This window comes from Pantoea hericii (genome assembly GCF_014155795.1).
GTDB classification, from domain to species: domain Bacteria; phylum Pseudomonadota; class Gammaproteobacteria; order Enterobacterales; family Enterobacteriaceae; genus Pantoea; species Pantoea eucalypti.
Genome location: NZ_SCKV01000011.1, coordinates 1 through 18,425, shown reverse-complemented (window position 1 = coordinate 18,425; position 18,425 = coordinate 1). Strand labels below are relative to the sequence as shown.

General features: G+C 51.3%; 30 protein-coding genes. 24 read left to right on the top strand and 6 right to left on the bottom strand.

Going from position 1 to position 18,425, the window contains the following annotated elements; translation table 11 throughout:
* Positions 1–12: 12 nt before the first annotated feature.
* The 18 genes from rplE to H7K52_RS18425 all read left to right on the top strand — a co-directional run bounded on the left by rplE (position 13) and on the right by H7K52_RS18425 (position 9,015).
* Positions 13–552, top strand: a complete 540-nt coding sequence (rplE, locus tag H7K52_RS18510) for a 50S ribosomal protein L5 (protein WP_003850155.1) — start codon at positions 13–15, stop codon at positions 550–552.
* 14 nt (positions 553–566) lie between these two features.
* Positions 567–872 carry a 30S ribosomal protein S14 gene (gene rpsN / locus H7K52_RS18505; protein ID WP_008927132.1) on the top strand — a complete coding sequence of 102 codons (306 nt, stop codon included), beginning with the start codon at positions 567–569 and terminating at the stop codon, positions 870–872.
* A 32-nt stretch (positions 873–904) separates the two neighbouring features.
* On the top strand, positions 905–1,297 hold the full coding sequence (gene rpsH / locus H7K52_RS18500; protein WP_003850158.1) for a 30S ribosomal protein S8: 393 nt from the start codon (positions 905–907) through the stop codon (positions 1,295–1,297).
* A gap of 13 nt (positions 1,298–1,310) precedes the next feature.
* Positions 1,311–1,844: a 50S ribosomal protein L6 gene (gene rplF / locus H7K52_RS18495; RefSeq protein ID WP_003850161.1), complete on the top strand. Its 534-nt coding sequence runs from the start codon at positions 1,311–1,313 to the stop codon at positions 1,842–1,844.
* A 9-nt stretch (positions 1,845–1,853) separates the two neighbouring features.
* A complete protein-coding gene (rplR, locus tag H7K52_RS18490) occupies positions 1,854–2,207 on the top strand; it encodes a 50S ribosomal protein L18 (RefSeq protein WP_003850163.1) in 354 nt (117 codons plus the stop codon).
* 14 nt (positions 2,208–2,221) lie between these two features.
* On the top strand, positions 2,222–2,722 hold the full coding sequence (gene rpsE, locus H7K52_RS18485) for a 30S ribosomal protein S5 (RefSeq protein WP_003850164.1): 501 nt from the start codon (positions 2,222–2,224) through the stop codon (positions 2,720–2,722).
* 5 nt (positions 2,723–2,727) lie between these two features.
* Positions 2,728–2,907, top strand: coding sequence for a 50S ribosomal protein L30 (rpmD, locus tag H7K52_RS18480; protein ID WP_003850166.1), 180 nt, complete (start codon positions 2,728–2,730; stop codon positions 2,905–2,907).
* A 3-nt stretch (positions 2,908–2,910) separates the two neighbouring features.
* Positions 2,911–3,345 (top strand): 50S ribosomal protein L15, encoded by a 435-nt coding sequence (rplO, locus tag H7K52_RS18475; RefSeq protein WP_003850168.1) that lies wholly within the window; start codon positions 2,911–2,913, stop codon positions 3,343–3,345.
* A gap of 7 nt (positions 3,346–3,352) precedes the next feature.
* Positions 3,353–4,684, top strand: coding sequence for a preprotein translocase subunit SecY (secY, locus tag H7K52_RS18470; RefSeq protein WP_003850175.1), 1,332 nt, complete (start codon positions 3,353–3,355; stop codon positions 4,682–4,684).
* A 32-nt stretch (positions 4,685–4,716) separates the two neighbouring features.
* Positions 4,717–4,833 (top strand): 50S ribosomal protein L36, encoded by a 117-nt coding sequence (rpmJ, locus tag H7K52_RS18465; protein ID WP_004160566.1) that lies wholly within the window; start codon positions 4,717–4,719, stop codon positions 4,831–4,833.
* A 146-nt stretch (positions 4,834–4,979) separates the two neighbouring features.
* Positions 4,980–5,336, top strand: coding sequence for a 30S ribosomal protein S13 (gene rpsM, locus H7K52_RS18460; RefSeq protein WP_003850176.1), 357 nt, complete (start codon positions 4,980–4,982; stop codon positions 5,334–5,336).
* 16 nt (positions 5,337–5,352) lie between these two features.
* Entirely contained in the window at positions 5,353–5,742 is a 390-nt protein-coding gene (gene rpsK, locus H7K52_RS18455) for a 30S ribosomal protein S11 (protein ID WP_004160563.1), read from the top strand.
* A gap of 33 nt (positions 5,743–5,775) precedes the next feature.
* A complete protein-coding gene (gene rpsD / locus H7K52_RS18450; RefSeq protein WP_008927131.1) occupies positions 5,776–6,396 on the top strand; it encodes a 30S ribosomal protein S4 in 621 nt (206 codons plus the stop codon).
* A gap of 25 nt (positions 6,397–6,421) precedes the next feature.
* On the top strand, positions 6,422–7,411 hold the full coding sequence (locus H7K52_RS18445; RefSeq protein ID WP_003850179.1) for a DNA-directed RNA polymerase subunit alpha: 990 nt from the start codon (positions 6,422–6,424) through the stop codon (positions 7,409–7,411).
* A 40-nt stretch (positions 7,412–7,451) separates the two neighbouring features.
* On the top strand, positions 7,452–7,838 hold the full coding sequence (gene rplQ / locus H7K52_RS18440; RefSeq protein ID WP_003850180.1) for a 50S ribosomal protein L17: 387 nt from the start codon (positions 7,452–7,454) through the stop codon (positions 7,836–7,838).
* Between the two features lie 95 nt (positions 7,839–7,933).
* A complete protein-coding gene (locus H7K52_RS18435; protein WP_039660531.1) occupies positions 7,934–8,305 on the top strand; it encodes a DnaJ family domain-containing protein in 372 nt (123 codons plus the stop codon).
* Positions 8,306–8,722: a Zn(2+)-responsive transcriptional regulator gene (gene zntR, locus H7K52_RS18430; protein ID WP_003852359.1), complete on the top strand. Its 417-nt coding sequence runs from the start codon at positions 8,306–8,308 to the stop codon at positions 8,720–8,722.
* Positions 8,723–8,781: 59 nt separating this feature from the next.
* A complete protein-coding gene (locus tag H7K52_RS18425) occupies positions 8,782–9,015 on the top strand; it encodes an alternative ribosome-rescue factor A (RefSeq protein WP_182630335.1) in 234 nt (77 codons plus the stop codon).
* Here H7K52_RS18425 and mscL read toward each other — a convergent pair whose 3' ends face one another.
* The 5 genes from mscL to def form a co-directional block, all read right to left on the bottom strand.
* On the bottom strand, positions 9,016–9,426 hold the full coding sequence (gene mscL, locus H7K52_RS18420) for a large-conductance mechanosensitive channel protein MscL (protein ID WP_003852356.1): 411 nt from the start codon (positions 9,424–9,426) through the stop codon (positions 9,016–9,018).
* Positions 9,427–9,550: 124 nt separating this feature from the next.
* Positions 9,551–10,927 carry a Trk system potassium transporter TrkA gene (trkA, locus tag H7K52_RS18415; protein WP_008927128.1) on the bottom strand — a complete coding sequence of 459 codons (1,377 nt, stop codon included), beginning with the start codon at positions 10,925–10,927 and terminating at the stop codon, positions 9,551–9,553.
* Positions 10,928–10,945: 18 nt separating this feature from the next.
* Complete coding sequence (gene rsmB, locus H7K52_RS18410) at positions 10,946–12,247, bottom strand: 16S rRNA (cytosine(967)-C(5))-methyltransferase RsmB (protein ID WP_182630334.1); 1,302 nt, start codon at positions 12,245–12,247, stop codon at positions 10,946–10,948.
* A 49-nt stretch (positions 12,248–12,296) separates the two neighbouring features.
* Positions 12,297–13,241, bottom strand: a complete 945-nt coding sequence (fmt, locus tag H7K52_RS18405) for a methionyl-tRNA formyltransferase (RefSeq protein WP_182630333.1) — start codon at positions 13,239–13,241, stop codon at positions 12,297–12,299.
* 20 nt (positions 13,242–13,261) lie between these two features.
* Positions 13,262–13,774, bottom strand: coding sequence for a peptide deformylase (gene def / locus H7K52_RS18400; RefSeq protein WP_003852348.1), 513 nt, complete (start codon positions 13,772–13,774; stop codon positions 13,262–13,264).
* A 115-nt stretch (positions 13,775–13,889) separates the two neighbouring features.
* On the opposite strand from def, the gene dprA reads away from it, so the two are divergent.
* From dprA to H7K52_RS18370, 6 genes are read left to right on the top strand one after another with little or no spacing between them, the layout of a single operon-like run.
* Complete coding sequence (dprA, locus tag H7K52_RS18395) at positions 13,890–15,014, top strand: DNA-protecting protein DprA (RefSeq protein ID WP_008927125.1); 1,125 nt, start codon at positions 13,890–13,892, stop codon at positions 15,012–15,014.
* A complete protein-coding gene (gene smg, locus H7K52_RS18390) occupies positions 14,986–15,459 on the top strand; it encodes a DUF494 family protein Smg (protein WP_003852344.1) in 474 nt (157 codons plus the stop codon). The genes dprA and smg overlap by 29 nt, the downstream gene beginning before the upstream one ends.
* A gap of 24 nt (positions 15,460–15,483) precedes the next feature.
* The gene (locus H7K52_RS18385) at positions 15,484–16,032 is read left to right on the top strand and encodes a DNA topoisomerase family protein (RefSeq protein ID WP_182630332.1); all 549 of its coding nucleotides are present in this window, start codon (positions 15,484–15,486) and stop codon (positions 16,030–16,032) included.
* 3 nt (positions 16,033–16,035) lie between these two features.
* Positions 16,036–16,608, top strand: a complete 573-nt coding sequence (gene tsaC / locus H7K52_RS18380) for an L-threonylcarbamoyladenylate synthase type 1 TsaC (RefSeq protein ID WP_003852339.1) — start codon at positions 16,036–16,038, stop codon at positions 16,606–16,608.
* A 3-nt stretch (positions 16,609–16,611) separates the two neighbouring features.
* Positions 16,612–17,430 carry a shikimate dehydrogenase gene (gene aroE, locus H7K52_RS18375; protein ID WP_182630331.1) on the top strand — a complete coding sequence of 273 codons (819 nt, stop codon included), beginning with the start codon at positions 16,612–16,614 and terminating at the stop codon, positions 17,428–17,430.
* Positions 17,427–17,684, top strand: coding sequence for a DUF1488 family protein (locus H7K52_RS18370; RefSeq protein WP_003852334.1), 258 nt, complete (start codon positions 17,427–17,429; stop codon positions 17,682–17,684). Before aroE ends, H7K52_RS18370 begins: the two co-directional genes overlap by 4 nt.
* On the opposite strand, the gene H7K52_RS18365 is transcribed toward H7K52_RS18370, so the two are convergent.
* On the bottom strand, positions 17,651–18,205 hold the full coding sequence (locus H7K52_RS18365; protein ID WP_003852332.1) for a gamma carbonic anhydrase family protein: 555 nt from the start codon (positions 18,203–18,205) through the stop codon (positions 17,651–17,653). The genes H7K52_RS18370 and H7K52_RS18365 overlap by 34 nt on opposite strands.
* Between the last annotated feature and the right edge of the window lie 220 nt (positions 18,206–18,425).

Below are 18,425 nucleotides of genomic sequence, written 5' to 3'. Positions count from 1 at the left end.
TGGAGTAGTACGATGGCGAAACTGCATGATTACTACAAAGACGAAGTAGTCCAGAAACTCATGACAGAGTTTGGCTACAATTCTGTCATGCAAGTCCCTCGGGTCGAGAAGATCACCCTGAACATGGGTGTTGGTGAAGCGATCGCTGACAAGAAACTGCTGGATAACGCAGCAGCTGACCTGGCAGCAATCTCCGGTCAAAAACCGCTGGTCACCAAAGCACGCAAATCAGTTGCAGGCTTCAAAATCCGTCAGGGCTATCCGATCGGCTGTAAAGTAACTCTGCGTGGCGAGCGCATGTGGGAGTTCTTTGAGCGTCTGGTCACCATTGCTGTTCCACGTATCCGTGACTTCCGTGGCTTGTCCGCTAAGTCATTCGATGGTCGTGGCAACTACAGCATGGGTGTACGTGAGCAGATCATCTTCCCAGAAATCGACTACGACAAAGTCGATCGCGTTCGTGGTTTGGATATCACCATTACCACTACTGCGAAATCTGATGATGAAGGCCGTGCTCTGCTGGCTGCCTTTGACTTCCCGTTCCGTAAGTAAGGTAGGGTTACTTAATGGCTAAGCAATCTATGAAAGCACGCGAAGTTAAGCGTGCAAAATTAGCAGACAAATTCTTCGCTAAACGCGCTGAACTGAAAGCGATCATCTCTGATGTGAACGCTTCCGACGAAGATCGTTGGGATGCTGTTCTGAAGCTGCAGAGTCTGCCGCGTGATTCCAGCCCTTCGCGTCAGCGTAACCGCTGCCGTCAAACAGGTCGTCCGCACGGTTTCCTGCGGAAGTTTGGGTTGAGCCGTATCAAGGTCCGCGAAGCCGCCATGCGCGGTGAAATCCCGGGCCTGAAAAAGGCTAGCTGGTAATTGTCACCAATTGAATCACGGGAGTAACACAGATGAGCATGCAAGATCCGATCGCGGATATGCTGACCCGTATCCGTAACGGTCAGGCCGCAAACAAAGTTGCGGTCACCATGCCTTCCTCCAAGCTGAAATTGGCAATTGCCAACGTTCTGAAGGAAGAAGGATATATTGAAGATTTCAAAATCGAAGGCGACATCAAGCTGGAACTGGAACTTACTCTCAAGTATTTCCAGGGCAAAGCTGTTGTAGAAAGCATTCAGCGAGTAAGCCGTCCTGGTCTGCGCATCTATAAGAAAAAAGATGAGCTGCCAAAGGTAATGGCCGGTATGGGCATCGCTGTAGTTTCTACATCTAAAGGTGTCATGACTGATCGTGCAGCGCGCCAGGCAGGTCTTGGTGGCGAAATTATCTGCTACGTAGCGTAATCGGAGGATACATATGTCTCGTGTTGCTAAAGCACCTGTCGTTGTTCCTGCCGGCGTAGAGGTAAAACTCAACGGTCAGGTAATTTCGATTAAAGGTAAAAACGGCGAGCTGACTCGTACTATCAATGATGCTGTTGAAGTTAAGCATGCTGACAACGCTCTGACTTTCGCTCCGCGCGAAGGTTTCGTTGACGGCTGGGCGCAGGCGGGTACTTCTCGCGCGCTGCTGAACGCAATGGTTATCGGTGTTACCGAAGGCTTCACTAAGAAGCTGCAGCTGGTTGGTGTAGGTTATCGTGCAGCCGTTAAAGGCGACGTGGTCAACCTGTCTCTGGGCTTTTCTCATCCAGTCGATCACCAGCTGCCCGCGGGTATCACTGCAGAATGTCCAACTCAGACTGAGATCGTGCTGAAAGGCGCTGATAAACAGCTGATTGGTCAGGTTGCAGCGGACCTGCGCGCCTACCGTCGTCCTGAGCCTTATAAAGGCAAGGGTGTCCGTTACGCCGACGAAGTCGTGCGTACCAAAGAGGCTAAGAAGAAGTAAGGTAACACTATGGATAAGAAATCTGCTCGTATCCGTCGTGCGACCCGTGCACGTCGCAAGCTCAAAGAGCTGGGTGCTACTCGCCTGGTGGTACATCGTACCCCGCGTCATATTTACGCACAGGTAATCGCCCCGAACGGTTCCGAAGTTCTGGTCGCTGCTTCTACTGTAGAAAAAGCTATCACTGAACAACTGAAGTATACCGGTAATAAAGAAGCCGCAGCTGCAGTAGGTAAAGCTATCGCAGAACGCGCAATCGAAAAAGGCATCACTGGTGTTTCTTTCGACCGTTCCGGTTTCCAATATCATGGTCGCGTCCAGGCACTGGCAGATGCTGCCCGTGAAGCTGGCCTTCAGTTCTAAGGTAGAGGTCTAAGATGGCACACATCGAGAAACAAGCTGGCGAACTGCAGGAAAAACTGATCGCGGTAAACCGTGTTTCTAAAACTGTTAAAGGTGGTCGTATCTTCTCCTTCACAGCACTGACTGTGGTAGGCGATGGTAATGGTCGCGTAGGTTTTGGTTACGGTAAAGCGCGTGAAGTTCCAGCAGCGATCCAGAAAGCGATGGAGAAAGCCCGTCGCAACATGGTTAACGTCGCGCTGACCAACGGCACCCTGCAGCACCCAGTTAAAGGTGCACACACGGGTTCCCGCGTGTTCATGCAGCCGGCTTCAGAAGGTACCGGTATTATTGCCGGTGGTGCAATGCGCGCCGTTCTGGAAGTCGCTGGAGTTCATAACGTACTGGCAAAAGCGTATGGTTCTACAAACCCGATTAACGTGGTTCGTGCAACTATCGATGGCCTGGGCAATATGAAATCTCCGGAAATGGTCGCTGCTAAGCGTGGTAAATCCGTTGAAGAAATTCTGGGGTAATCACGATGGCTAAGACTATTAAAATCACTCAAACCCGTAGTTCAATCGGCCGCTTGCCTAAGCATAAAGCCACTCTGGTTGGCCTGGGTCTGCGTCGTATTGGCCACACCGTTGAGCGTGAAGACACGCCAGCAGTACGCGGTATGGTCAACGCGGTTTCCTATATGGTTAAAGTGGAGGAGTAAGAGATGCGTTTAAATACTCTGTCTCCGGCCGAAGGGTCTAAGCACGCTACCAAGCGTCTGGGTCGTGGTATCGGTTCTGGCCTCGGAAAAACCGGTGGTCGTGGTCACAAAGGTCAGAACTCACGTTCTGGCGGTGGCGTACGTCGCGGTTTCGAAGGTGGTCAGATGCCTCTGTACCGTCGTCTGCCGAAGTTCGGTTTCACCTCTCGCAAAGCAATGATCACCACAGAGATTCGTCTGTCTGATCTGGCGAAAGTTGAAGGCGGTATCGTCGACCTGAACGCGCTGAAAGCAGCCAACATTGTCGGTGTTCAGATTGAATTCGTTAAAGTAATTCTGTCTGGTGAAGTTTCTACACCGGTAACGGTTCGCGGTCTGCGTGTCACCAAAGGTGCACGTGCTGCAATCGAAGCTGCTGGCGGTAAAATCGAGGAATAAGTAGCAGATGGCTAAACAACCGGGATTAGATTTTCAAAGTGCCAAAGGTGGCTTTGGTGAGCTGAAACGCAGACTGCTGTTTGTAATCGGCGCACTCATTGTCTTCCGTATTGGCTCTTTTATTCCAATCCCTGGTATTGATGCCACTGTACTTGCCAAACTGCTTGAGCAACAGCGTGGCACCATCATTGAAATGTTTAACATGTTCTCTGGTGGTGCTCTCAGCCGTGCTTCTATTTTCGCACTGGGCATCATGCCGTATATTTCGGCATCGATTATTATCCAGTTATTAACGGTGGTTCACCCAGCGTTAGCGGAAATTAAGAAAGAAGGGGAGGCTGGCCGTCGTAAGATTAGCCAGTACACCCGATACGGTACGTTGGTATTGGCCATATTCCAGTCGATCGGTATTGCTACCGGTCTGCCGAATATGCCAGGGATGCAAGGCCTGGTAATGAATCCAGGCTTTGCTTTCTACTTTACCGCTGTTGTGAGTCTGGTCTCGGGAACGATGTTCCTGATGTGGCTGGGCGAACAGATTACTGAACGTGGTATCGGTAACGGTATTTCGATCATTATCTTCGCAGGTATTGTTGCGGGTCTCCCGCCGGCCATTGGCCATACCATCGAGCAAGCGCGGCAAGGCGACCTGCACTTCCTTCTGTTGCTGTTGGTTGCAGTACTCGTATTCGCAGTGACCTTCTTTGTTATCTTCGTTGAACGTGGTCAACGCCGCATTGTGGTGAACTACGCAAAACGTCAGCAGGGTCGTCGCGTTTACGCTGCACAGAGCACACATTTACCGTTGAAAGTGAACATGGCGGGTGTTATTCCAGCTATCTTCGCTTCCAGCATTATTCTGTTCCCGGCAACGATTGCATCGTGGTTTGGGGGCGGTACCGGTTGGAACTGGCTGACAACAATTTCGCTGTATTTGCAGCCAGGACAGCCGCTTTATGTGCTACTCTATGCGACTGCAATCATCTTCTTCTGTTTCTTCTATACGGCGTTGGTTTTCAACCCACGTGAAACAGCAGATAACCTGAAGAAGTCTGGTGCATTCGTACCGGGAATTCGTCCGGGAGAGCAAACGGCGAAGTATATTGATAAAGTAATGACGCGACTGACCTTAATCGGCGCCCTGTACATTACGTTTATCTGCCTTATCCCGGAGTTCATGCGTGATGCGATGAAGGTTCCCTTCTACTTTGGCGGTACGTCACTGCTTATCGTAGTTGTCGTCATCATGGACTTTATGGCTCAAGTGCAAACTCTGATGATGTCAAGTCAGTACGAGTCGGCACTGAAGAAAGCTAACCTGAAAGGCTACGGCCGTTAATTCAGTTGGTTGAGAAGTTACGGAGAGTAAAAATGAAAGTTCGTGCTTCCGTCAAGAAATTATGTCGTAACTGCAAAATCATTCGTCGCGACGGTGTCGTCCGTGTGATTTGTAGCGCCGAGCCTAAGCATAAACAGCGCCAAGGCTGATTTTGTCACATATTTTTCTTGCAAAGTCGGGTTGAGCTGGCTAGATTAGCCAGCCAATCTTTTGTATGTCAGTGCGTTTCCATTTGAGTATCCTGAAAACGGGCTTTTCAGCATGGGACGTGCTTGTTTAATTATAGGAGTGCATAGTGGCCCGTATAGCAGGCATTAACATTCCTGATCAAAAACATACCGTTATCGCATTAACTTCGATCTTCGGTATCGGTAAAACCCGTTCTAAAGCCATCTGCGCTTCAACGGGTATTGCTGAAAATGTTAAGATCAGTGAGCTGTCTGAAGAACAAATTGATCAGCTGCGTGATGCAGTTGCGAAATTCGTTGTAGAAGGTGATCTGCGCCGTGAAATCACCCTGAGCATCAAGCGTCTTATGGACCTTGGTTGCTACCGTGGTTTGCGCCATCGTCGTGGTCTTCCGGTTCGCGGTCAGCGTACTAAGACCAACGCACGTACCCGTAAGGGTCCGCGTAAACCGATCAAGAAATAATCGGGGTGAGTAAATAATGGCAAAGGCACCAGTTCGTGCACGCAAGCGTGTAAGAAAACAAGTCTCAGATGGCGTGGCTCATGTCCATGCTTCTTTTAACAACACCATCGTTACCATTACTGATCGTCAGGGTAACGCACTGGGTTGGGCAACCGCCGGTGGTTCCGGTTTCCGCGGTTCACGTAAATCCACTCCGTTTGCTGCTCAGGTCGCTGCAGAGCGCTGTGCAGAAGCGGTAAAAGATTACGGAATTAAGAACCTGGAAGTTATGGTAAAGGGTCCGGGTCCAGGACGCGAATCTACGATTCGTGCTTTGAACGCCGCTGGTTTCCGCATCACTAATATTACTGATGTGACTCCGATCCCTCATAACGGTTGTCGTCCGCCGAAAAAACGTCGCGTATAACGCCCGTTTTTTTAGGATAGTTGGAGAAAGAAAATGGCAAGATATTTGGGTCCTAAGCTCAAGCTGAGCCGTCGTGAGGGCACTGACTTATTCCTTAAGTCTGGCGTTCGCGCGATTGATTCCAAGTGTAAGATTGAACAAGCCCCTGGTCAGCATGGTGCGCGTAAACCGCGTCTGTCTGATTACGGCGGTCAGTTACGTGAAAAGCAGAAAGTTCGTCGTATCTACGGCGTGCTGGAGCGTCAGTTCCGTAACTATTATAAAGAAGCAGCTCGTCTGAAAGGCAACACCGGTGAAAACCTGTTGGCTCTGCTGGAAGGTCGTCTGGACAACGTAGTTTATCGTATGGGCTTTGGTGCCACTCGTGCAGAAGCACGTCAGCTGGTGAGCCATAAGTCTGTTCTGGTAAATGGCCGCGTTGTTAACATCGCTTCTTATCAGGTATCTCCGAATGATGTCGTTAGCATCCGTGAGAAAGCCAAAAAGCAATCTCGCGTGAAGGCCGCTCTGGAGCTGGCTGAGCAGCGTGAAAAGCCAACCTGGCTGGAAGTTGATGCGACTAAGATGGAAGGTGTGTTCAAGCGTATTCCTGAACGTACTGATCTGTCTGCGGACATTAACGAACACCTGATCGTCGAGCTTTACTCCAAGTAAGGCTTAGTACCAAAGAGAGGACACAATGCAGGGTTCTGTGACAGAGTTTCTAAAACCGCGCCTGGTAGATATCGAGCAAGTGAGTTCGACGCACGCCAAGGTGACCCTTGAGCCTTTAGAGCGTGGCTTTGGCCATACTCTTGGTAACGCACTGCGCCGTATTCTGCTTTCATCCATGCCGGGTTGCGCGGTGACCGAGGTTGAAATTGATGGTGTACTTCATGAGTACAGCACCAAAGAGGGCGTACAGGAAGATATCCTGGAAATCCTGCTCAACCTGAAAGGGCTGGCGGTAAGAGTTCAGGGTAAAGATGAAGTTATTCTGACCCTGAATAAATCTGGCATTGGCCCTGTGACTGCAGCCGACATTACCCATGATGGTGATGTCGAAATCGTCAAGCCTCAGCATGTCATTTGCCATCTGACCGATGAGAACGCTGCTATCAGCATGCGTATCAAAGTTCAGCGTGGACGTGGCTATGTGCCGGCTTCTGCCCGAATTCATTCGGAAGAAGATGAGCGCCCAATCGGCCGCCTGTTAGTTGACGCTTGCTACAGCCCTGTAGACCGTATCGCCTACAATGTTGAAGCAGCGCGTGTAGAGCAGCGCACCGACCTGGACAAGCTGGTCATCGAAATGGAAACCAACGGCACAATCGATCCTGAAGAGGCGATTCGTCGTGCGGCAACCATTCTGGCTGAACAACTTGAAGCTTTCGTTGACTTACGTGATGTACGTCAGCCGGAAGTTAAAGAAGAGAAACCAGAATTCGATCCGATCCTGCTGCGCCCTGTTGACGATCTGGAATTGACTGTCCGCTCTGCTAACTGCCTTAAGGCAGAAGCTATCCACTACATCGGTGATCTGGTACAGCGTACCGAGGTTGAGCTGCTTAAAACGCCTAACCTTGGTAAAAAATCTCTTACCGAGATTAAAGATGTGCTGGCTTCGCGTGGTCTTTCTCTGGGCATGCGCCTTGAGAACTGGCCGCCAGCAAGCATTGCTGATGAATAATCAGATCACAGGTTAAGGTTTCACTGAGAAGGATAAGGTCATGCGCCATCGTAAGAGTGGTCGTCAACTGAACCGCAACAGCAGCCATCGTCAGGCTATGTTCCGCAACATGGCCGGTTCTCTGGTTCGTCATGAGATCATCAAAACGACTCTGCCGAAAGCCAAAGAACTGCGTCGCGTAGTTGAGCCGCTGATTACTCTTGCCAAGACCGACAGCGTAGCTAATCGTCGTCTGGCATTCGCCCGTACTCGTGATAACGAGATCGTGGCAAAACTGTTTAATGAGTTAGGCCCGCGTTTCGCGAGCCGTGCCGGTGGTTACACTCGTATTCTGAAGTGTGGCTTCCGTGCTGGTGACAACGCTCCGATGGCTTACATCGAGCTCGTTGATCGTCCAGAAGCTCAAGCAGAAGCAGCTGCAGAGTAATCTGTAGCAACGTAAAAAACCCGCTTCGGCGGGTTTTTTATTGCCTGCAATTTACTACCTTAGAACGTAGTCTTTCATGTTCAAAGGAGCTAACTATGTGGCTGGTTGATGAACTTGCTGAACAGCACATCAAAGCAGCGTTAGAAAAAGGCGAGCTGAGTAATCTTCCTGGCTCAGGCAAGCCACTACAGCTGGATGATGACAGCCATGTTCCGCCCGAATTAAGAGCAGGTTACCGGTTGCTCAAAAATTCAGGATTTCTGCCGCCTGAACTTGAGTTAAGACGCGAAGCCATGGAAGTTAACGATCTTATTTGTCAGCTCGATCCTGCCGATCCCCGGTATCAGGATCAGCGTAATCGACTTCAGGTGCTGACACTGAGATTACGCCAGGCTGGAATGAGCACCGATTTTCTTCATGGCCGTTATGCCGCAGCCATCCACAATCATTTCCGTGAGGAGAAGTAAATGTTTCGCATTGGCCAGCTAGCTAAGCTTGCAGATGTCACGCCAGACACGATTCGCTTCTATGAAAAACAACAGATGATGGATCATGATGGTCGGACAGAAGGCGGTTTTCGACTTTATAGCGAGAGTGATCTTCAGCGTCTGAAATTTATTCGCTACGGGCGCAAACTCGGCTTTAGCCTTGAAGCCATCAGAGAGCTGCTCTCGATCCGGGTCGATCCTGTGCATCACACCTGTCAGGAATCAAAAGCGATCGTTGAAAAACGGCTGTATGAAGTTGCTCAAATGATCGCAGAATTAGAAACGATGCAGCGTTCTCTGCGACATCTCTCGGATGCCTGTTGTGGAGACAGCCACACTAGCGTTTCGTGCTCAATTCTTGAGGCTCTGGAGCGGGGAGAGGCTTTGAGCAAATAAGGATATTGTTATTTTGCTGCAAAAGAATAAAGTATCAGACCTTATAAACAGGAGGCGTCATGAGTAAATATCAGCACACCAAAGGGCAAATTCGCGACAACGCGATTCAGGCCCTCTTACACGACCCGCTATTTCGGCAACGTATTGAGCAGAAGCAAAAAGGTAAAGGCAGTTTTAAGCGAAAAGAGAAACATGGCAAGGGGACTGGATGGGAGGGCAGTGATAAGAAAGCATCTTATCTCTGCCCTTCTGCTTTTACGGTCAAAAAAACCGCCTGTGTGGCGGCTTGTTAACTATACGCGGGTGTTCTGCTGTTTCAGCAGATCGCGGATTTCAGTCAGCAGTAATTCTTCGTTTGTCGGTTTCGCAACGGGCTTCTCAACTTCCTTTTTCTTATACAGACGGTTCATTAACTTGATCGCCATGAAGATTGCGAAAGCGATGATCACGAAATCGAAGATGGTCTGAAGGAAGATACCGTATTGCATTACAACGGCTGGCGCATCACCAACTGCGGGCTTAAGTACCCACTGGAATGATTTAAAGTCGACACCACCGATCAGTAAGCCCAATGGTGGCATGATGATGTTGGCGACCAGCGATGAAACGATTTTTCCGAAGGCCGCACCGATGATAACACCGACGGCGAGATCCATCACATTACCGCGCATCGCGAAATCGCGAAACTCTTTGATTAAACTCATACTTATCTCCTTGCCTAAGCCAATGCCATAAAGTTTAACAAACCTTACTGTTTTTGCCATCAACTCAGCGATTTAAGCGGCACTTTCACGCGTCTCGTACTTTTTATGCCTGTAAATGCGGCATTTACAGGAAAAATGGACTCGGCTGAAAGAGACGTTCAACGTCTGAGACAAATTTCTTGTCGGTGAGGAACATGATGACATGATCTCCTTGTTCAATACGCAGATTGTCATTGGCAATCATCACATCGTCACCGCGAACCACTGCGCCGATAATGGTCCCTGGCGGTAATTTGATATCATCAATTGAACGGCCGACCACGCGTGAAGTGGATTCGTCACCATGCGCTATTGCTTCGATTGCCTCTGCAATACCGCGTCGCAGTGACGATACACCCACGATATCTGCTTTGCGCACATGGCCCAGCAGAGCAGAGATAGTGGCCTGCTGAGGTGAAATAGCAATATCGATGACGCTGCCCTGCACCAGATCGACATACGCACGACGCTGTATAAGCACCATAACTTTCTTCGCCCCCATCTTTTTTGCCAGCATGGCTGACATGATGTTGGCTTCATCATCATTGGTGACGGCAATAAACAGATCAACCTGCTCAACGTGCTCTTCCGCCAGCAACTCCTGATCGGACGCATCGCCATAAAAAACTACCGTGTCATGCAGATGTTCTGCAAGTTCGGCTGCGCGCTGAGCATTACGTTCAATCAGCTTAACGCTGTAATGTTTCTCAAGACGCTGTGCCAGACCGAAACCAATGTTACCGCCACCCACCAGCATAATCCGCTTGTAGGGTTTCTCCAGCCGTTGCATCTCGCTCATTACGGCACGAATGTTCTGGCTGGCGGCGATGAAAAAGACTTCATCACCCGCTTCTACAATGGTTGAGCCCTGCGGACGAATGGGCCGGTCCTGACGAAAGATAGCGGCTACGCGGGTATCGATGTGTGGCATATGCTCACGCATGATGGAGAGCGGATTGCCCACCAGTGGTCCACCATAATAGGCTTTCACCACCGCAAGGCTGACTTTGCCCTCAGCAAAGTTAACCACCTGCAACGCGCCAGGATACTGGATTAAACGGTAGATATTTTCGATCACCAACTGTTCCGGTGAGATCAGGTGATCAATGGGCACCGCTTCAGGAATAAATAACTTGTCCGCATCACGCAGATAGTCGGCCGCGCGAATCCGGGCTATACGGTTCGGCGTATTGAAAAGCGAATAAGCAATCTGGCAGGCAATCATGTTGGTTTCGTCGGAGTTGGTAACGGCTACCAGCATGTCGGCATCTTCCGCGCCTGCTTCCCGCAAAATGCGCGGATGAGAACCATGACCCTGCACGACGCGCAGATCGAATTTATCCTGCAGATGACGCAGGCGTGAAGAGTCGGTATCCACTACCGTGATATCGTTGTTTTCACCGACCAGATTTTCTGCCAGGGTACCGCCAACCTGACCTGCGCCCAGAATGATTATTTTCATCGCTTATCAATACTCATCTCAGTTTGTACCCGATTTCTTTATCAGCTTAGCGTAGAAGAAACCATCTCCGCCTTCGGCTTGCGGGAATACCTGTAGGCCATTCGCGAGTGCATCCCTGAGGGGAACGGCTTGTGCATCGTGCTGGCGCTGCAGGAAAGCATCTATCTGCTGATGATTCTCTTCAGGCAGGATGGAACAGGTAGCATAAATCAGCGTACCGCCTGGTTTCAGGTGCGGCCAGACAGCATCAAGAATTTCAGACTGAAGCTTTGCCAGCTCGTCGATATCACGATCGCGACGCAGCCACTTGATGTCTGGATGACGTCGGATCACTCCGGTAGCAGAGCAGGGGGCATCCAGCAGAATTCGGTCAAACTGCCGATCACCGCACCACTGCTGCGGCGTCCGTCCATCACCCTGTTTAACATCTGCTTTCATGCCCAGTCGCTGCAGATTTTCCTCAACGCGTTTAAGGCGCTGTGCATCTACGTCGACGGCCATGACTTCTGCTTCCGGCGCGATTTCGAGAATATGGGTCGTTTTACCGCCGGGTGCAGCACATAGATCCAGAATCTGTTCGCCGTTTTGGGGTTCAAGCAGCAAAGCACAGCGCTGAGCGGACAAATCCTGCACGGTCACCCAACCCTGCCCGAAGCCTGGTAACTGACTGACCGGAGCAGGGGCATCGAGCCGCAGTGCATCCGGCACATCGTCAGCAGGCTGTGCATACCTGCCACTTTCAGTCAGCAGGGCCAGCCATGCATCACGTTCGTGGTGCTGTTGGTTAACCCGCAACCACATCGGCGGACGCTGATTATTGGCTTCGACGATCTGCTGCCACTGTTCCGGCCAGGCATGCTGCAATCGCTTTAGCAGCCATCCCGGATGCAGATACCGCTGCGGGCCATCCTGAATGCTGGCGAGCAGCTCTTCGCGCTGGCGCTGAAACTGGCGTAATACACCATTTAATAAGCCTTTCAGGCTGGTGCGCTTCAGGACTTCGGCCCCTGCGACAGTTTCTGCCAGTGCGGCGTGAGCAGGCACGCGTGTATATTCCAGCTGGTAAAGCCCGACCATGATCAGATAGTGCAGAACCCGCTGTTTACCGGTAAGGGGACGCGCCATCAGTTTACCGATTAGCGCTTCAAGCTGCGGTAATGTACGCAACACGCCAAAACAGATCTCCTGCACTAACGCGCTATCTTTGTCAGAGAGTTTTTTCTGAGCGGCAGGCAGTGCCGTGTTCAGGGATTCGCCCTTGTCGACAACGCGCTCAATAAGTTGGGCGGAGAGGCTACGCAGGTTGATTGATTTAGTCATAGGGTTTTGTCATCAAACAAAAGGCCCGGTGAGTGACCGGGCCTGAGAGTCAGTCCAGAAGGGTTCCAGGTTCAAACCATTCCCGGCGCGAGTTGAGAAGATCCTGAGCCGACATCGGTTTTTTACCGGCGGGCTGCAACTGCAGCAGATTAAGTACACCCTGAGCGGTCGCCACCTGGATGCCACGTTTATCCGCATGAATAATTTCACCCGGCGAACGATCGCTGTGAGGCAGAACGCTTGCCTGCCAGACTTTCACCGGTTGATCATCAATGGTGAAAAAGCTCATCGGCCACGGGTTAAACGCGCGAATACAACGTTCAAGCTGTTCTGCTGAGAGTGTCCAGTCAAGACGAGCTTCCTCTTTACTGAGCTTCTCAGCATAGTTGGCCAGCGCTTCATCCTGTTTTTCAGGTGTAGCCTGCTGAGTGCTCAGTAAGGTCAGCGTATCCAGCAGTCCCTGTGGTCCAAGTTCAGCCAGCTTATCGTATAGCGTTGCACTGGTATCCTGAGCAGTAATCGAACAGGCAAGCTTGTGCAGCATATCGCCGGTGTCCAGCCCCACGTCCATCTGCATGATGGTCACGCCGGTTTCGCTGTCGCCAGCCCAGAGCGCACGTTGAATCGGTGCGGCTCCACGCCAGCGTGGCAGCAGTGAACCATGAACGTTGATGCAGCCCAGACGTGGCATATCAAGCACGGCCTTTGGCAGAATTAATCCGTAGGCCACAACAACCATCACATCAGCCTTAAGGTCAGCAACCAGCTGCTGATTCTCTTCCGGTCGCAGTGACTTAGGCTGATACACTGGAATGTCATGTGCCATCGCCAGCGTTTTGACCGGGCCTGGGGTTAATTTGTTACCGCGACCCGCCGGGCGGTCGGGTTGGGTGAATACACCGATAACCTGATGTTCAGAAGCAAGCAGCGCGTCAAGATGACGCGCTGCAAAGTCAGGTGTGCCGGCAAAGATGATTTTTAGCGGGGCAGACACGTGTATCCCTTCTTAAGTTCTCAGGAAGCCTGGGCGTTCTGACGCGCCAGTTTCTCTAACTTAGTTTTGATTCGTTGCCGCTTCAGAGGCGACAGATAATCGATAAACAGTTTGCCTTCCAGATGATCGATCTCATGCTGGATACAGATGGCCAGTAACTCGCTGGCTTCCAGCTCGAAACTGTTACCGTCACGATCAAGTGCACGGACTTTAACCCGCTCGGCACGTGGAACAAATGCGCGCTGTTCCGGAATTGAGAGGCAACCCTCTTCAATACCGGTTTCGCCGCTTTTTTCCAGCAGCTCAGGGTTGATCAGAACTAAACGCTCTTCACGACTTTCAGAGACATCAATCACGATAATGCGCTGATGAATATCGACCTGCGTAGCGGCAAGACCGATACCTTCTTCGGCATACATCGTCTCGAACATATCATCAACGATACGCTGAATGTCTGCGTTAACTTCTTTAACGGGCGCAGCGACTTTGCGAAGACGCTCGTCAGGGAAATGTAATACCTGCAAAACTGACATAAATATCCAGATCTGTATTCGGTTAAGAAAAGATTACTACCTCATATTGTAGACTTTTCGAGGCCTGATTGACAGCATTGTGCAGCAGGAAGCAAGGGCGATCAGGGAGTCTGAGATGGACAAAATAGCGCAGTATGTGCGGCTGGCAGCCGTCACTGGAATGACAGGGAAACGCTGGATTGACGTCGCACAGCAGACAGGTGGCCAGGTAGCAGATAAGGAGCAGCTTATCCGATTAGGGTTAGATGCCAGTCAGCGCCAGCAATATTATGATTTCAGTGCAAAAAAACTTCCAGAATTGTATGACTGGCTGGCACAGAGTCCGGCTCATCATCTGATTACTGCGCTGGACGCGGCCTATCCAGCCCGTCTCAAAGAAACGAGCCGCTTTCCGCCACTGCTCTATATTCATGGCGATCCTGCTGTGATAAGTACTCCTCAGTTAGCGGTGGTGGGGAGTCGAAACTGTTCACATAATGGCCGTTACTGGTGCGACTGGTTTACTCAGCACTTAAGCCTCAGCGGTCTGACCATTACCAGCGGACTGGCCCGGGGTATTGATGGTGTTGCACATAAGGCAGCACTCAACGTGAAGGGCAAAACGGTGGCTGTGCTGGGCAGTGGGTTACAAAATCTCTATCCTAAAAATCATGCCGACCTTGCCGCAGAGATTGTTGAGCAGGGTGGTGCTGTGATTTCTGAATTTCCGCTGGCGACCCTGCCGCATCCGGCGAATTTTCCACGCCGTAATCGTATCATCAGCGGTCTGAGTCATGGGGTGCTGGTGGTAGAAGCCTCGCTGAAGAGTGGTTCGCTGGTGACGGCCCGCTATGCGCTGGAGCAGAATCGCAATGTCTATGCCTTACCTGGCGCGATCGGCAATCCATTAAGTGAAGGCGTTAACTGGCTGATTCAGCAGGGTGCGCTGCTGGTGGCCCACCCCAATAACATTGTGGAAGATCTGGCTGGTGCGCTGAACTGGCTGCCAGCGACACAGGCCGACGAAATTTATTCTGAGGTGAGTGACGATGCTCCATTGCCATTTGCTGATGTGTTGGCTAACGTAGGTGATGATGTTACACCTGTTGACGTTGTCGCTGAACGTGCCGGCCAATCTGTGCCAGTTATCTCAGCTCAGTTGCTGGAACTGGAGTTAGCAGGATGGATCGCAGCTGTACCCGGCGGCTATGTCCGATTGAGGAGGGCATGCCATGTTCGACGTACTGATGTATTTGTTTGAGACATATATCCACAACGAAGCAGAAATGGGTGTTGATCAGGACAGATTGACAGACGACCTGACGGATGCCGGGTTCCATCGTGAAGATGTTTACAGTGCGCTGAACTGGCTGGAAAGACTGGCTGATTATCAGGAAGGGCTGGTTGAGCCAGTTTTACTGACAAGTGATCCGCTCTCCATGCGTATCTATACCGACGAAGAGAGCAAGCGTTTAGATGCTGATAGCCGTGGTTTTCTGCTGTTCCTGGAGCAGATTCAGGTGCTGAACCTGGAAACCCGTGAAATGGTCATCGAACGTATCATGGCGCTGGATACCTCTGAGTTTGACCTGGAGGATCTCAAATGGGTGGTGCTGATGGTGTTGTTCAACATCCCGGGATGTGAAAATGCCTATCAGCAGATGGAAGAACTGCTATTCGACGTCAATGAAGGTATGCTGCATTAAATTTCCTTTCATGCATTGATCGCTATGAGTAAAGCTGCACTCTTCACCGTGCGTAAACAGGATCCCTGCCCCGCTTGCGGGGCAGAACTGGTTATTCGCTCCGGTAAACATGGTCCTTTTCTGGGCTGCGCGAACTACCCGGCTTGCGACTACATTCGACCTTTAAAAGGTCAGGCCGATGGCCACGTGGTCAAAGTGCTGGAAGGCCACGCCTGTCCAGAATGTGGTGCGGATAAAGTGCTGCGGCAGGGACGTTTTGGCATGTTTATCGGCTGCAGCTGCTATCCGGAATGCGGATACACCGAAACCATCGATAAACCGGATGAAACCTCGCTGGCCTGTCCTCAGTGCCATGAAGGTCGGTTAGTTCAGCGGCGTTCCCGTTACGGCAAAACGTTTCACTCCTGCGATCGCTATCCCGCCTGCCAGTTTGTTGTGAATCTGACACCCGTTGCCGGAATCTGTCCTTATTGTGAGTATCCACTGTTAATTGAAAAAAAGACGGCGCAGGGCATTAAACGATTCTGTGCCAGTAAGAGTTGTGGCAAAGCCATCGCTGAAGAGAATTCATAGATCATGGAAAATCAACACCTCGCCGATTCATTTGAAAATTGCTTAGCGCATCTGAATCGTCAGGCGGTCATCGCCTATCCAACTGAAGCTGTATTTGGTCTGGGCTGTGACCCTGACAGTGAATCTGCCGTCATGGCCTTGCTGGCGCTGAAACAGCGTCCGGTAGAAAAGGGACTTATCCTGATTGCCGCTGATTACACCCAGCTTGAACCTTATATCTCCGCACGCGAACTTTCGGTGATGCAGCGTGAGCGGATGTTTGCATGCTGGCCCGGTCCTGTGACCTTTGTCGTCCCCGTTCCACCACAAACCCCTCGCTGGCTGACCGGGCAGTTTGATTCGCTGGCCATTCGCGTCAGTGACCATCCCGATGTGCAGGCGCTTTGCCGCGCATTTGGTAAACCGCTGGTTTCAACCAGCGCAAATCTGTCGGGTCTGCCTCCCTGCCGCACGGCGGAAGAAGTGAAGCAACAGTTTGGTGAGCACTTCCCGGTTCTGTCGGGAAAAACCGGTGGCCGCCTTAATCCCTCTGAAATCCGCGATGTGATTAGCGGCGAACTTATACGTCAGGGTTAATTCATGGATCAATTCGCCGTTTTCGGTAATCCCATCAGCCACAGTAAATCTCCGCTGATCCATCAGGCTTTCGCTGAGCAGACGGGTATTGAACATCGCTATGGTCGCATCTGCGCCCCGATTGATGGTTTTCCCCAGGCGCTCTCTGCCTTTTTTGAACAGGGAGGTCGTGGTGCCAATGTGACGTTGCCTTTTAAACAGCAGGCATGGGAGTTGGCCGATCAGCTGAGTGAACGTGCAGCCCTGTCCGGCGCGGTAAACACGGTGAAAAAACTCAGTGATGGTCAGATCCTGGGGGACAACACGGATGGCATTGGCCTGTTAAGTGACCTTGAGCGGCTTAATATGATCAACGCTGGCGACAATGTATTGCTGGTGGGCGCGGGCGGGGCTGCTCGCGGCGTCATTCTGCCATTGCTTTCAGCGGGCGTGACACTGACCGTCGTCAATCGTACAGCTGCACGCGCTGAAGAGCTGGCGACGCTGTTTGGAGAGAATGGGCCTATCCGGGCATGTCGTTTTGAACAGCTGACGGGTCAGCACTTCGATCTGATCGTTAATGCCACTTCAAGCGGTGTGAATGGAGAAACGCCTCCTTTACCTTCTGACGTGATCCATTCCGGCGTGCAGTGCTATGACATGTTTTACCAAAGCGGGCTGACGCCTTTCCTGCGCTGGTGTCAGGGGCATGGCACGAATCATCTGGCAGATGGTTTGGGTATGCTGGTGGGGCAGGCTGCTCATGCCTTCTATATATGGCACGGAGTAATGCCAGACATTGCTCCGGTCATTGCTCAGCTTAAGCAGGCCATGCAGTCGTGAATCAGGCGATACAGTTCCCTGATGATGAAGCCTATGATGCTGAACTCAAGGCGGTTTGTTTCCCGGTACTGGTCAACGGCATGCGGCTGAACTGTGCAATCAGCTGTGAGTCGTTGATATCACGTTTTGGTGAAGGAGAGGCGATGGCGCTGTTTCAGCACCATCGCTGGGATCTGGAGGATGAGGCGGAAGAGGCTATCCGTCAGGATAACGTTGATGCTCAGGGCTGGGTCTGGTTAGCGTCAGCCAGGTAATCATCTTTCCAGCCCACATAGTTGTTAGCGGAATAGCGTAACCCTTCTTTTTCGCTGTCATTAAGCGGCCTGATTTGCTTCACCGGACTCCCCAGATAGAGATAGCCACTCTCCAGTCTTTTACCTGGCGGCACCAGACTGCCGGCACCAATCATCACCTCATCTTCTACTATTACGCCATCAAGCAAAATCGATCCCATTCCGACCAGCACGCGATCGCCAATGGTACAGCCGTGCAGCATCGCTTTATGGCCGACCGTGACCTCCTCGCCAATAATAAGAGGGAAGCCTTGCGGATTGGCGGCAGATTTATGCGTAACGTGCAGAACACTGCCGTCCTGCACATTGGTTCGGGCACCGATCCGGACCTGATTCACGTCACCCCTGATCGCAACAAGCGGCCAGATGCTGACGTCATCCTCCATAATCACATCACCAACGACAACACTGCTTGAATCGACCATAACGCGCTGGCCAGTTTGCGGGAAAAGATCTTTATAGGGGCGTAGGGCGGAAGTCATCATGTTCTCCTTTGTTCTGTTTTCACTGCAGCCTGATGCGATTTTACACAGCTGACAAGCCAATTCTGACCCGGATCGCTGGTGATCTCATCAATCTGGATCATTTATAACCGTTCAGATAAAAGATCCAAAAAAAGGGTTGTGCTCTGAAACGGGATCCCTATAATGCGCCTCCATCGACACGGAACACCGGCAACGGGAAGCGGGTTGAGAGGCACAG